Raw genomic sequence first — 13,726 nt, forward strand, 5'->3', positions numbered from 1 at the left:
GCCTTTGTTTACCTTTCACCGGCATAGATAGGGAATACCAGTGCCGGAGACTTTCCCATGACCATGCTCACCACCATAACGCCCTCGCGTGCTGCGCCGCCGGCTCGCATCATCCCCCATCCCACGCTCAGCAAACGCGCCAAAGCAGCCATTGTAGTAAGGTTGTTGATCAATCAGGGCGCGGATGTGCCTTTGGAAGAACTGCCTGAAGAGCTACAGGCACAGCTGACGCAACAAATGGGTGCCATGCGGGTGGTCGACCGCGTAACCCTTGCCGCCGTGGTCGAGGAATTCACCGAGGCGCTTGAATCGATTGGCCTGTCCTTTCCGGGTGGCATCGCGGGCGCATTGGAGGCCCTGGACGGAAAGATTAGCGGTGCAACCGCTGCGCGCCTGCGCAAAGAGGCGGGTGTGCGCGCTGCGGGCGATCCGTGGAAACGCCTGCGGGCGCTGCCGCTAGAGGAGCTACAAACCATCGTGGAAACAGAAAGCACAGAAGTCGCTGCCGTTCTGCTGTCCAAACTTGACGTGCCCGTTGCCGCAGGGCTGTTGGGGAAACTCTCTGGCCCCCAAGCGCGGCAAATTACCTATGCGATCTCACTCACCAGTGAGGTAACGCCGGATGCAGTTGACAGGATCGGGCTGTCACTGGCTGCACAGCTGGACGGCCAGAAGGTATCGGCATTCGAATCCGATGCTGCCGCGCGTTTGGGCGCGATCCTCAATTCTTCCTCCACACCCACACGCGATGATGTGCTTACCGGCCTTGAGGAATCCGATCTTGAGCTGGCCACCGCCGTGCGCAAAGCGATCTTTACCTTTGGCAACATCCCCGCGCGCATTACCCCCCGTGACATCCCGCGTATCCTGCGCGATGTGGATGGGGCCGCCCTTATCACCGCCATGGCCGGTGCCGAAGATGCCGGTTTTGCCGAAGCGCGTGATTTTATCCTTGAAAACATGTCCGGCCGGATGGCCGACCAGCTGCGCGAGGATATGGCCGAAGCCGGAAAGATCAAGCCGGCAGAGACCGACGATGCCATGTTTGCCTTTGTCTCTGTCATCCGCGACATGGAAGCCCGCGGAGAGCTGGTTCTGATCGAGCCGGATGAGGACGAGGAGGAAGACAGCTAGGCCCTTGTTGCAGGGGCTGGCACCCTTTATGCCTTGAGGACACCTGTCCCTTTGCATTGGGCTTTTATGTCTGCCCCTTTCTCTTTGTCACTGCGCCTGCGCCAATTGGGGCATTACACCAGCAATCTGGCGATTGTGGGATTGATCCGAACCGCAGCACTATTGCCGTATCAGAGACGCCTGCAGTTTATGGGCGCTGCGGTCGAAAGACTTATCGGCCCTCTAGCCGGTTACCGGAAACGCGCGAGGGAAAACCTCGCGCTTATCTACCCCGAGCTGGATATCAATGCCAGAAAACAGATCGCCAACCGCTGCCTCAACAATTTCGGCCGCAGCTTTATTGAAAACTATTCGCCCGATGATTTCCTGAAACGCATGGCAGAAACGCCGCTGACCGGCCCCGGCGTAGCGGCGTTAGAACAGGCCGCATCACAGGGGCGGCCCGTCATTCTGGTGACAGGGCATTACGGAAACTATGAGGCCGTGCGTGCGGTCCTTGCCGCCCGTGGCATCCATGCTGGGGGCCTCTACCGGAATATGAAAAATCCGTATTTCAACGCCCATTACGCCAAGACCATGCAAACATTCGGCGGGCCCGTCTTTGCGCAGGGGCGGCGCGGGACAACCGGATTTGTGCGCCACCTCAAAGAGGGCGGGCAGTTGGTGTTATTGTTTGACCAGCATGTGATCGGCGCGCCGCGTTTTGATTTTCTGGGACATCCGGCGCAGACAGCCACCTCTGCGGCAGAGCTTACCCTGCGTTATGACGCGCTGCTGATCCCCTTCTACGGCATCCGCCGCGCCGACGGGATCAGCTTTGACGCGCTCATCGAGGCTCCTGTCCCCCACAGCACAGCAACCGTCATGACCCAAGCCATCACAGACAGCATTGCCGCGCAAATACGCCGCGACCCGACCCAATGGTTCTGGGTCCACCGCCGCTGGCGCTCAGATCCGGAAGATTAGTTAAGACGCGCAGCCGATACGATCGGACCCGCGTTGGCCTCTTGAACCAGTACCACAACAGGATCATCACCCGTCACGCCCTGAACCGTCAGATCCAACGGCCCTGTCCCGTTCCAGCCCGTCACAACCGTCTGCCAGTCATGGGCAATATTGTGGTACTCAAGCGTCTTGCCACGGTTCTCACCACGGGTGATCTTGGTCTCTTTCTTTTCGTACATCCGCAGAACATGCACATCCATCGCCGTTGATTTGCCCGACGGCACACTGCCCTGAATGCGTAAAGTGTCACCTGCGCGTTCGGCATCAAGCGTCATACGCGGTGCTTTGCTTTTGTGGTCCTCGATCGCCTCGGCCACCTTCATAGGCCGCGCCCCGACGATATCGGTCACCCCGTTCACAACCATTTCCGGAGTATAAATCGTCCGGCGCCCCGCAGTGTTGGCATAGGCACGCTGTCGTTTGGCGAAATCGGGATTGCCAAATTCGTCCTTCCAGCCAATGTAGTCCCAGTAATCCACATGCATGGCGATGGCGATGACATCATCACGGTTGCTGATGTCTCGCATGATGGCGTCCGCCGGAGGGCACGATGAACAGCCTTGCGACGTGTAAAGCTCCAGCACAACCGGAATTTGCTCCGCGGCAAGCGGTGCAGAAAGGCCGATCAGTGAGGCGGTCATCAAGGGAAGTATACGGTTCATGTGATTCCTGCTTGGCTATGTCAGTACCTAAGACCTAATCGAGCCGTAACGCAAAAACCAATCAAGGTTTCGAGAGTGCCGTGTGAAAAGAAATTCGGGGCCGTATTGAGAAAAATTCGGTGTACAACGGTATACAAAGGGCGTGTTTGATATTGAAAACCCGCCCGATATAGGCCATTGAAGGCGCAACATCCCCTGTAGCCACCTCATGACTGGAGCCACATATGACAATTATCGTCGGTCAGGACACCGCCAAAGCCCGCAAGACGCTTAAATCGGGCGATCAATCTATCGCCTACTACTCGATTCCCGCAGCCCAAGCTGCCGGTCTGGGCGACTTTTCGAACCTGCCTGCCGCGCTTAAGGTTGTGTTGGAAAACATGCTCCGTTTTGAAGATGGCAAAACGGTTACCGTTGACGATATCAAGGCCTTTGCCGAATGGGGTGCCAAAGGCGGCAAGAACCCACGCGAAATCGCCTACCGCCCTGCCCGCGTCTTGATGCAGGATTTCACCGGTGTGCCAGCGGTTGTTGACCTTGCTGCGATGCGTGACGGTCTGGTGGCGCTGGGTGGCGACGCCGAGCAGATTAACCCGCTCAACCCTGTTGATCTGGTCATTGACCACTCGGTCATGATTGACGAATTCGGCAACCCACGTGCGTTCCAGATGAACGTGGACCGCGAATATGAGCGCAACATGGAGCGCTACACCTTCCTCAAGTGGGGCCAAAAGGCGTTTAACAACTTCCGCGTTGTGCCCCCCGGTACCGGCATCTGCCACCAGGTGAACCTTGAGTATCTCGCGCAAACCGTCTGGACCGACAAAGACCAGAACGGCGAAGACGTCGCCTATCCTGATACGCTGGTTGGTACTGATAGCCACACCACCATGGTCAACGGCATGGCCGTTCTGGGCTGGGGCGTTGGCGGGATCGAGGCCGAAGCCGCGATGCTGGGCCAGCCGATTTCGATGCTGATCCCCGAAGTTGTTGGCTTTGAGCTGACCGGTGCCATGATGGAAGGCACCACCGGTACCGACCTCGTGCTGAAAGTTGTAGAACTGCTCCGCGAAAAAGGCGTGGTTGGTAAATTCGTTGAATTCTACGGTGCGGGTCTGGACACGCTGCCACTGGCGGACCGTGCGACAATCGCCAACATGGCGCCTGAATACGGTGCAACATGTGGCTTCTTCCCGATCGACGGTGAGACACTGCGTTACATGCGCACCACAGGCCGTGACGAAGACCGCATTGCGCTGGTCGAAGCCTACGCCAAGGAAAACGGCATGTGGCGCGACGCAGATTACGCGCCCGTCTACACAGACACGCTGAGCCTTGATATGGGCACCATCGTGCCTGCGATCTCCGGCCCCAAGCGCCCGCAAGACTATGTTGCGCTGACCGGCGCAAAAGAAGCCTTTGCAAAAGAGATGGAGCAGACCTTCAAGCGTCCGATGGGCAAAGAAGTGGCTGTTGAGGGTGAAGATTACACCATGGAATCAGGCGATGTCGTAATTGCCTCCATCACCTCATGCACCAACACCTCCAACCCTTACGTGATGATCGGTGCGGGCCTCGTGGCACGCAAAGCCGCAGCACTTGGGCTGGATCGCAAGCCATGGGTTAAAACATCGCTGGCACCGGGCTCTCAGGTGGTATCCGCCTATCTTGAGGCCGCTGGCCTTCAGGAAGATCTCGACAAGATCGGCTTCAACCTTGTCGGTTATGGCTGCACCACTTGTATCGGGAACTCTGGCCCGCTGGAGCCCGCGATCAGCAAGGCTGTGAACGAAGGCGATCTGGTTGCGACTTCGGTCCTGTCGGGCAACCGTAACTTTGAAGGCCGCATCTCTCCTGATGTGCGGGCCAACTATCTGGCGTCGCCTCCACTGGTGGTGGCCTATGCGCTGGCCGGTACGATGGACATCAATCTGGCCACCGACCCGATCACGCAAACACCGGACGGCAAAGACGTTTATCTGAAAGACATCTGGCCAACCACACAAGAAGTGGCCGAGCTGGTCGAGCAGACTGTGACACGCGAAGCATTCCAGACCAAATATGCCGACGTGTTCAAAGGCGACGAGAAGTGGCAGGCCGTTGAGACGACCGACGCCAAAACCTACGACTGGCCTCCTGCCTCGACCTATGTTCAAAACCCGCCTTACTTCCAAGGGATGAGCAAAGAACCAGGCGTGATCAGCAACATCAAAGATGCCAAGGTTCTCGCAATTTTGGGTGACATGATCACGACCGACCACATCTCTCCTGCCGGATCGTTCAAGGAAACGACCCCTGCTGGTCAGTATCTCGTCGAGCGTCAGGTTCCTGTGCGTGAGTTCAACTCATACGGTTCGCGTCGCGGCAACCACGAAGTCATGATGCGCGGTACCTTCGCCAACATCCGCATCAAGAACGAAATGCTGGACGGCGTTGAAGGCGGTTATACAAAAGGCCCCGATGGCGAGCAGACCTCGATTTTTGACGCGGCAATGGCGCATCAGGAAGCTGGCACACCGCTGGTCATCTTTGGTGGTGAGCAGTACGGCGCGGGTTCCTCACGCGACTGGGCGGCCAAAGGCACAGCCCTGTTGGGTGTGAAGGCTGTGATCTCTGAAAGCTTTGAGCGTATTCACCGCTCCAACCTTGTTGGCATGGGTGTTATCCCGTTTGAATTCACAAACGGCGACACGCGCAAGACGCTGGGCTTGACCGGTGAAGAAACGGTCAGCATCTCGGGTCTGGACACGATCAAGCCACTGGAAGAAGTGCCTTGCACGATCACCATGGCAGATGGCACCGTCAAAGAGATCACCATCAAATGCCGTATCGATACCGCGATCGAGATCGAATACATCGAGCATGGCGGCGTTCTGCATTACGTACTGCGCGATCTGGCCAGCAAAGGCATCGCAGCGGAATAAACCCGCGTAAAGAATAAAAAAGGCCCCCGCTGCATGCCGCAGCGGGGGCCTTTTTTATTGGCGCGGGGCAGGAATCCCTCCTGCCCCGTGCCTTCGTCGAACTGCTGTTTTTACTTCAACGAAGCAACGCCCAATGAAACGTCGAACTGGTCACACCAGATGTAGACTTCGTTGAAGTCGTCAACATTCACCGAGGCCGGCACTACGAACACCTGAAGGCCGGTGTTGTTTTCCAGCTCCCCCAGATCGGCGGCTTTTACATATTTTCCGTCCTTGCCGAAACCAACGCTGGGTGCCGGTGCGCCATCAAGGCTGAAATTGGTGTCCAGAATAACAACCGCGCCGCCGTTTTCGGTTTTTACGATGGAAACACCACCGGTTGTGATGTGGTCATTTGCACCGGTGAACGAACCAGTCGTAGCCGTCTCACCTGCAGAGGCAGAGCTTGGTGCAAAGGAAGAAATAGCGAAGAATGCAGCGGTTGCAGCAGCAGCAAAGAGAGTTTTCATGTTTGGAACCATCCTGTGTGTTTGAGTTATTTCCGGGTCGTGAGGGAGACATACAGTTTGGAACCAATCGGTACAAAACACATCTTCGTGAATTGTGAACCATATGGTCTATAACTAAGATAATAGCATCATCAGAGGATACCCACATGGCCCGCCCTAGAGAGTTTGACACGAAAGTAGCGCTCACTGATGCGATGAACGTCTTTTGGCAGCACGGCTATGAAGCGGCGTCATTGCCAGCTTTGCTTGAAGGGATGGGGTTAACGCGGGGCAGTCTATACAAAGCCTTCACCGACAAGAAAACATTGTTTATTGAAGTACTTAACCGCTATGAGGCCGAGGCTGTCGATCCAGCGGTGGCGCTGTTGACGACAGGGCCTGCTGACGGAGCCGCGCGCATAAACGCGCTGTTTGACGGTCTGGTCGAAGCAGTGGAAAGGGGCGATCAAAGGGGATGTTTGCTTTGCTCTGCTGCGGCAGGTCCCTCGGCTGTTGATGCAGATATCTCGAAGGTCGTGCAGCATCAGTTGCGCAAAATGGGTGATGCCTTTCATGTCGCCCTCATCCAATCAGTGCCACAATCACGTGCCGCCGCACTGGATTTACGCAATCTCGCGGGGCTGTTGTTATCGCAATATGTCGGCCTGCGCGTCATGGTCCGCTCAAACGCCCCGATTGATGCCATCCGGCACAGCACAAAAGCCATAGCCGACATTCTGGAGGCGTTGTAAGCGCGGCTCAGCCCTCAGAACGTAGTGATGGCGATATTCTTAAGGAACTCCTGATGCCCTGACACGGGATGGGGATCAAGCGCCACGTCTTACAGGTACGAGCAATGTCACAGCCGTAATTTCCGGCTTTGAATATAACGGTGCCCGCCCTGCCCTAGCCCTGTCGATCCTGTCCAATGCCGTGATCAGCGCTACCTCGGGAACCGCAGAGATGCCCGTGATTTGCCAAGTCGGTCGGAAAGGGTTTTGTACCGTTCGACCTAGTTTTTGCTCAATGCCGCCTCGAAGGCCGGTAGAAACCGCTGTTCATAGTCACTGCCGACCAAAGGCCCCGTAAAACGGTATAAAACCGTCCCGTCCCCATCCAGAATGAAAGTCTCGGGGGGGGCTGTCACACCCCAATCAACGGCCATGCGCCGCTGGGGGTCAAATCCGATGCCCGCGAAAGGGTTATCATCATTCACGATATACTGCGTCGCGGCCCGTTCTGTATCGCCAAAGTTGATGCCAATGATATTTACGCCCTGCGCTTGCATCTCCAATAGCCGGGGATGCTCGGCGCGGCATGGCGGGCACCAGCTGGCCCAGAAGTTTACAAGCGTCACCTCGCCTGTCGCCAACATCTCCGGCGTGGCATGGGTAAAGCCTGCCAGCGCGCGTTCTGGCACGCCGGGGGCCGGTTTGCCGATCATCGTCGACGGGATGCCATTGGGGTCATCGCGGTACATCCCCACCGCAGCCATGGCCACAAACGCCACAAAAATCAGCGGTGGTGCGATCATCATCGGGTTAATTTTTGCCATTGCGCCCTGTCTCCTCTTCGATCTTGCGCAGTGCGGCGCGTGCCTTGCCACCGCGGCGCAACGTCAAAACAACCAACCCCGCCAGAAGCACAAGCGATAGAACGTAAGCGCCCAGCACTTCGGTGGCGTATTTTCCAAGCTCGGGCATCAGTCAGAACTCTCCAAACGGACCGTCAGCGCGCGCGCGCGCCGCAGCGCGATTTCCGTCCCCGTTCGGTACAGAACAAGCGCCAGAAATAACAATGTGAAACCGGCAATCGACAAAACCAGCGGTTGCCAGAACACGTCCGAGATATTTTCCTCTTTATCAAGGCTCAGCGTGGCGCCCTGATGAAGCCCTTGGGACCAGAAAAGAACCGCATAGCGCGACATCAGCGCGAATACCGATCCCACAAGACAAAGAACCGAGGTCAGATCGGCAGCGGTATCAGGGTCTTCGACCGCTTCCCAAAGGGCGATATAGCCAAGATAGAACAAAAACAGGATCAAAAACGAGGTCAGTCGGGGATCCCATGCCCACCATGTGCCCCAAATCGGCTGCCCCCAGATGGCTCCCGTCAGCAGGCCAATAACCGTCATCACCAGCCCCACAGGAGCCGCAGCGCGGGCGGCAAGCGCGCTTACGTGATGGCGTCTGACCAACCAGATGAGCGATGCCACCAGCATCATGATCCACGCATTGATGGCGATCCATGCGGCAGGCACATGGATATAAATGATCTTGATGCTCGCGCCTTGGCGGTAATCCTCGGGCGTCAGGAAAAATCCCCAGATCAAGCCCACACCAATCCCCACTGCCGCAGCCGCCCATGCAAAGGGCTGTAGCTTTGCGCTCAGGGCCAGAAATTTGACCGGATTTGCATATTCCCAAAGTGACATATCAGGGTTCTAAAGCTCCATATTCAAAGGGGCAAGCGCGGCACGCTCACCTGATCGTCATCCGCAAAGCGGCCGCTGCGGCAAAGGGCAACAGCGCAATTGCCCCCAGCGAAATACCCGCCAGCATCAAAAGCGGCGTCTCTGCTGCCATACCTATCGCGCCACGCCTTGCCGCCTCGGCGCCAAAGATCAGCGTCGGCACATAGAGTGGCAGCACCAGCAATGACAACAACAGCCCCCCGCGTTTGATCCCTACCGTAAGCGCCGCGCCGAACGTCCCGATCACCGACAGCGCAGGCGTGCCCAGAAACAACGACAGCACCAGCCATCCCATTCCCTGTACGGGCAGATTCAGCAAGATGCCCAGAACCGGTGCTGCGACAACCAATGGCAACCCCGTCGTAATCCAATGGGCCAGTGCCTTGGCCGCCAGCGCCGCTTCAAGCGGCAGCGGCGCGGTGATCAACACGTCTAACGTCCCATCCTCGAAATCCAGCGCCAGCAGGCGGTCGAGTGACAACAAACACGCCAGTAGCGCGCCTAGCCACAAAATACCCGGGGCGATGGAAGACAGCAGCGCATTTTGCGGGCCAACGCTGAAAGGCACCAGCGTCACAAGGATCAGGAAAAACGCCAACCCAAGGCCAAAACCCCCGCCTGCTCGAAAGGCCAGCCGCAGATCGCGGAGCAACAGCGCAATCACAAGAATGCCTCGTCGCTGGCACCGTGCAGATGTTGCGGTGCAGCGCGCAGATCGGTCACGTCCAGAACTCCAGCCTCGATCCCCAGATCAATATGCGTGGCCAGCAACGCCATGCCCCCCGCCGCCAGATGCGCGCACACAGCATCTGCAAACATCGTAACGGATGCCGCATCGAGCGACACCGTCGGCTCATCCAACACCCACAAAGGCCGTCCTGTCACCAACAATCGCGCCAGTCCCGCACGCCGCTTTTGTCCCGCCGACAAGGTGCCCGCCAGACGGTCTGCCAAGGTTTCAAGCCTGTATGCCGCCAAAGCTGGCGCAATTTCGCGCTTGCCGTAAACCGACGCCCAAAATGTCAGGTTTTCCGCCACGCTCAGCATCGCCTTGAGACCATCGGCATGGCCAGCATAGGCCACCTGATCCGCGGCACCCGTGATATTGCCCGATAGCGGGGATTGCAGCCCGGCAATGGTGCGCAGCAATGTCGTCTTGCCCGATCCATTGGGGCCGCGCAGCACCAACGCCTGCCCCGCCTCCAGCGTCAAACTGACCCCGCCCAATACCGGCACGCCGCCGCGGGCTACGGCTACATCTGTCAGTTGCAGGGTCATTTCGATTAGATCGGAAGCATGGCAAGGGCGATGCGACGGCCCTCACTCAGCAGGACATTATAGGTACGTGCCGCCGCAGGAGAGGCCATCGCCTCAATCCCGACACCTGCTGCCTCAAGTGTCTGCCGCAGATCCGCTGGCAAATGCGCGATCTCTGCGCCCGTGCCGATAAAAATCACGTCGCTATGGGCCGCTAGCTCTTCGAGCGCCGCAATATCGTCCAGCCCGCCCCATCTGCGCGTGCCGGAAGGCGCAGTGATCACAGGCCCCTGAATAACCTGTCCGCCAATGCGGAAAAACCCGGGGCCATACCCCTCAACAGGTTTGGCATCATTAAAGACAATCTCATTCAGGCGCACGGTCTTATCCTTTCCACACTGGCAATCCTACGATAGCGGATGCTGCAATCACGAGATAGGCCACCTTGCGAAAAACAGCTGATTTGGACGGGTCAAATAGCCGCGCACCCATCATATTCGCCAAAAGACCGGGGCCCCCGACCAAAAGCCCCAATACCGCAATGGTCCAATTCATCATCCCCAACATCCAAAGCAGCGTAAACATGATCAGATCAAGCGCGAGCAGATACAGAAGAAAATTTGCCCTGATCACCGAAACCGGCAGCTTGCTTGCCATATACAACATGATGACAGGCGGCCCCGGAAGACCTGCAAAGCCGGTCATGAAACCACCAAGAGCACCCGCGCCGACTGTCAGTGGACGCGTCAGCCCGCTTTTCAGACGCCACCCCGATATGGTGAGCGCTAGCAAGATGATGACACTAACGGATACGACCCAGCCAAACAGCGTCTGATCCATCGCACTCAGCGCCCAAATGCCGATAGGCAATGCCAGCAATGCGCCCGAAATCAGCACGACAACCTCACGCGGTGCCCCTTCGCGCCACGCCGAAGGGGCATTGGGCAACGGGCTGATCAGCTCGGCGCAGATCACAAAAATGATCGCCTCGACAGGTGTGAGGACCGAGCTTGCCACCGGCATGATGATCATGGCGGAGCCAAAGCCCGCAAATCCACGCACCAGTCCCGCAACAAATACCGCCAGTATCAGCCAGATCAGGCCATCAGCCCCAAGGGCCATGGCCCATGCATCAGGCATCAATGTTGGCGTATTGATTTCCCGCGTTCGCGTCTTTTTTGGACCAGTCCCGTTTCACGCCAAAATATAGCAGCGCGGCAGAGGCAACAAAGATCGAGGAATAAGTCCCCACAATCACACCCCAGATCATCGCAAAGACAAAGCCGCGGATCACATCCCCACCCAACACAAACAGCGCAATCAACGCCAGCAAGGTGGTGAAAGAGGTCATGAATGTACGGCTAAGCGTTTCGTTGATCGAGATGTTGAGCACTTCTTTCAACGGGCGTTTTTTGAATTTGCGCAGGTTTTCACGCACACGGTCAAACACCACCACAGTATCGTTGAGCGAGTAGCCGACAATCGTCAACAATGCCGCGATAATGGCAAGGTCAAAGCGGATTTGAAGCTCTGAGAATACACCAATGGTGAGGACCACGTCATGCACCAGCGCAAGCACAGCGCCCGCAGCAAACTGCCATTCGAACCGCAACCAGATATAGATCAACACGGCACCAATCGCGAGCGTGACAGCCAGAATCGCCGTGTTGATCAATTCGCCTGAAACTTTCGGCCCGACCGATTCCACCGAGATAAACTTGATCTCGGGGCGTACCACTTGCAGTGCCGCCTCGACCGCGTCGATGGTCTCGGCGCTGACGGCTTCCTGTTCGTCCTGCGCCTGAATGCGGATCATGGCGACATGTTGGTCTTCGCGAAACTGCGGATCAAAAACCTCGGTGATGTTGATATCGCCCAACTCGAGGCCGGCCATGGAATCACGGTATTCTGCGACATCTACGGGCAGCGGAGACTCCGTTCGGATCGTCGTACCGCCTCTGAAATCGATGCCATAGTTCAATCCCTGAACCAGGAATGACGCCGAGGCCACGATGACCATGACAGCGGAAATCCCCAGCCACAGTTTCCAGCGGCTGAAAAAGTCAAAATTAGTGTCCTGCTTTACAAGTCTGAGGCGCATATCAAAGCTCTATCGTTTTGGGACGGCGGCGCTCAAACCAGATAACCACCATCAGACGTGTTACATAAATTGCCGTGAAGACCGACGTGAGAATACCAATTCCCAGCGTGATCGCAAACCCGCGCACCGGACCAGAGCCAATGGCAAAAAGGATCACAGCCGTAATGAAGGTCGTGATGTTGGCATCCAGAATGGCGCTAAGCGCGCGTTCATATCCCAGCGAAATCGCGCGTGCTGGCCCTTTTGCCGTGCGCAGTTCCTCGCGGATACGTTCAAAAATCAGCACGTTGGCATCCACCGCCATACCCACCGTCAACACGATGCCCGCAATCCCCGGCAAGGTAAGCGTGCCACCGATCAGGCTCAGCAAGCCGAACATCAACCCGACGTTGATGATCAGGGCCAGATTGGCAAATATACCGAACAAGCCATAAGACGCCCACATGAAGAACAGCACAGCGGCGAATGCGACGCCTGTCGCAATTTTGCCCGCCTCGATACTGTCCTGACCCAATTGCGGGCCGATGGTGCTTTCCTGAAGGAAATCAAGCTTGGCCGGCAAGGCCCCCGCCCGCAGCAGAACGGAAAGTCGGGTGGATTCTTCGACGTTAAAGTTACCCGTAATAATGCCGGAACCGCCCGGGATCGCGCTTTGGATTGTCGGGGCGCTTACCACCTCGTTATCGAGTACAATCGCGAAAGGAGATCCGATGTTCTCGGCAGTGTATTCACCAAATTTGCGTGCGCCGGTCGTGTCAAAGCGGAAATTCACCGCAGGCGCACCGTTCTGGTCAAAACTGGGCTGCGCATCGACAAGCTCCTCACCTGTGACGACAGGCGCGGTTTCGATCACATAGAAAAGGCCCTGTTGATCAAGCGAAGGGACCAACGCGTTGCCGATGCCCGGTGTGTCATTCTCATTGGTGGAAATCCGCACGACGGGGTTAAACGTCAGCTGCGCGGTTGTGCCGATGATTTCCTTCAGCTCCGCCGCCGATCCGACACCGGGAACCTGAATTAGAATCCGGTCCGCGCCTTGGCGCTGGATCGTCGGTTCGCGTGTGCCGACCTCGTCGATACGGCGGCGCACAATCTCAAGGCTTTGCTGCATCGTGCGCTCGTCACTGGCAGCTTTCTCTGCGTCGGACAGAACAACCGTGATAACACCGCTGTTGCCACTGACCTCGATATCGTTAGAGCCGACACCGGTTAGGGTCTGCACAGGCGTGGCCAAGCCTCGCACAACCTGCAATGCCTCGGCCATCTTGTCGGGATCGCTCAGGCGGACCCGCAATTCACCGGCTGGCGCTTCCTGACGGCGCACGGGCGTCAGCCCGCGCAACCCGTCGCGCACTTCGGGCCACATCGCCTCAAGACGGGCAGCATATACATCCTGCACCCGCACCTCGGCCAAAAGATGGGCACCGCCGCGCAAATCCAACCCCAGATTGACAAGCCCGTTGGGCAGCCAATCGGGCCAAAGTGCGCGCTGTGCTTCCAGCTCGGGCGTGGCGCCGGACAGCTCGATCGCCTTGACCGCGTCGTTATGGCTCTCGACGGGGCCATAGAATGCATTGGGCATCGCAAGCAAAAGGCCGACCGCACAGGTCAGCCAGATGGAGAAGCGTTTCCAAAAGGATATCTGGAGCATGAACCGCCCGCCTTTTACTATGTCGTGTGGT

General features: G+C 57.4%; 15 protein-coding genes. 4 read left to right on the top strand and 11 right to left on the bottom strand.

The window, feature by feature from the left end; all coding sequences use genetic code 11:
• Positions 1-57: 57 nt before the first annotated feature.
• Positions 58-1,134, top strand: coding sequence for a FliG C-terminal domain-containing protein (locus tag ABJM03_RS02210; RefSeq protein ID WP_348415252.1), 1,077 nt, complete (start codon positions 58-60; stop codon positions 1,132-1,134).
• A gap of 66 nt (positions 1,135-1,200) precedes the next feature.
• Positions 1,201-2,100, top strand: coding sequence for a lauroyl acyltransferase (locus ABJM03_RS02215; RefSeq protein ID WP_348415253.1), 900 nt, complete (start codon positions 1,201-1,203; stop codon positions 2,098-2,100).
• Here ABJM03_RS02215 and ABJM03_RS02220 read toward each other — a convergent pair.
• Positions 2,097-2,801: a DUF1223 domain-containing protein gene (locus ABJM03_RS02220; RefSeq protein ID WP_348415254.1), complete on the bottom strand. Its 705-nt coding sequence runs from the start codon at positions 2,799-2,801 to the stop codon at positions 2,097-2,099. The two genes, ABJM03_RS02215 and ABJM03_RS02220, sit on opposite strands and share 4 nt — an antisense overlap.
• 224 nt (positions 2,802-3,025) lie before the next feature.
• Between ABJM03_RS02220 and acnA the strand changes: the two genes are divergently transcribed.
• The gene (gene acnA, locus ABJM03_RS02225; protein ID WP_348415255.1) at positions 3,026-5,725 is read left to right on the top strand and encodes an aconitate hydratase AcnA; all 2,700 of its coding nucleotides are present in this window, start codon (positions 3,026-3,028) and stop codon (positions 5,723-5,725) included.
• A gap of 110 nt (positions 5,726-5,835) precedes the next feature.
• Here acnA and ABJM03_RS02230 read toward each other — a convergent pair whose 3' ends face one another.
• Positions 5,836-6,234, bottom strand: coding sequence for a DM13 domain-containing protein (locus ABJM03_RS02230; RefSeq protein ID WP_348415256.1), 399 nt, complete (start codon positions 6,232-6,234; stop codon positions 5,836-5,838).
• Between the two features lie 146 nt (positions 6,235-6,380).
• On the opposite strand from ABJM03_RS02230, the gene ABJM03_RS02235 reads away from it, so the two are divergent.
• Positions 6,381-6,965: a TetR/AcrR family transcriptional regulator gene (locus ABJM03_RS02235; protein WP_348415257.1), complete on the top strand. Its 585-nt coding sequence runs from the start codon at positions 6,381-6,383 to the stop codon at positions 6,963-6,965.
• A 260-nt stretch (positions 6,966-7,225) separates the two neighbouring features.
• On the opposite strand, the gene ABJM03_RS02240 is transcribed toward ABJM03_RS02235, so the two are convergent.
• The 9 genes from ABJM03_RS02240 to secD are packed head-to-tail and all read right to left on the bottom strand — an operon-like array spanning position 7,226 to position 13,695.
• Positions 7,226-7,768, bottom strand: coding sequence for a DsbE family thiol:disulfide interchange protein (locus ABJM03_RS02240; RefSeq protein ID WP_348415258.1), 543 nt, complete (start codon positions 7,766-7,768; stop codon positions 7,226-7,228).
• A complete protein-coding gene (gene ccmD / locus ABJM03_RS02245) occupies positions 7,755-7,916 on the bottom strand; it encodes a heme exporter protein CcmD (protein WP_348415259.1) in 162 nt (53 codons plus the stop codon). Before ccmD ends, ABJM03_RS02240 begins: the two co-directional genes overlap by 14 nt.
• Positions 7,916-8,647, bottom strand: a complete 732-nt coding sequence (locus tag ABJM03_RS02250; protein WP_348415260.1) for a heme ABC transporter permease — start codon at positions 8,645-8,647, stop codon at positions 7,916-7,918. Before ABJM03_RS02250 ends, ccmD begins: the two co-directional genes overlap by 1 nt.
• 46 nt (positions 8,648-8,693) lie before the next feature.
• The gene (gene ccmB / locus ABJM03_RS02255) at positions 8,694-9,350 is read right to left on the bottom strand and encodes a heme exporter protein CcmB (RefSeq protein ID WP_348415261.1); all 657 of its coding nucleotides are present in this window, start codon (positions 9,348-9,350) and stop codon (positions 8,694-8,696) included.
• Positions 9,347-9,964, bottom strand: a complete 618-nt coding sequence (gene ccmA / locus ABJM03_RS02260; RefSeq protein ID WP_348415262.1) for a heme ABC exporter ATP-binding protein CcmA — start codon at positions 9,962-9,964, stop codon at positions 9,347-9,349. Before ccmA ends, ccmB begins: the two co-directional genes overlap by 4 nt.
• 5 nt (positions 9,965-9,969) lie before the next feature.
• Positions 9,970-10,323, bottom strand: coding sequence for an Mth938-like domain-containing protein (locus ABJM03_RS02265; RefSeq protein ID WP_348415263.1), 354 nt, complete (start codon positions 10,321-10,323; stop codon positions 9,970-9,972).
• 4 nt (positions 10,324-10,327) lie between these two features.
• Positions 10,328-11,083 (bottom strand): sulfite exporter TauE/SafE family protein, encoded by a 756-nt coding sequence (locus ABJM03_RS02270; protein WP_348415264.1) that lies wholly within the window; start codon positions 11,081-11,083, stop codon positions 10,328-10,330.
• Positions 11,076-12,044, bottom strand: coding sequence for a protein translocase subunit SecF (gene secF / locus ABJM03_RS02275; RefSeq protein ID WP_348415265.1), 969 nt, complete (start codon positions 12,042-12,044; stop codon positions 11,076-11,078). Before secF ends, ABJM03_RS02270 begins: the two co-directional genes overlap by 8 nt.
• Before the next feature lies 1 nt (position 12,045).
• Entirely contained in the window at positions 12,046-13,695 is a 1,650-nt protein-coding gene (gene secD, locus ABJM03_RS02280; RefSeq protein WP_348415266.1) for a protein translocase subunit SecD, read from the bottom strand.
• Positions 13,696-13,726: the final 31 nt, after the last annotated feature.

Source organism: Sulfitobacter sp. (assembly GCF_039977885.1).
Lineage (GTDB): Bacteria > Pseudomonadota > Alphaproteobacteria > Rhodobacterales > Rhodobacteraceae > Sulfitobacter.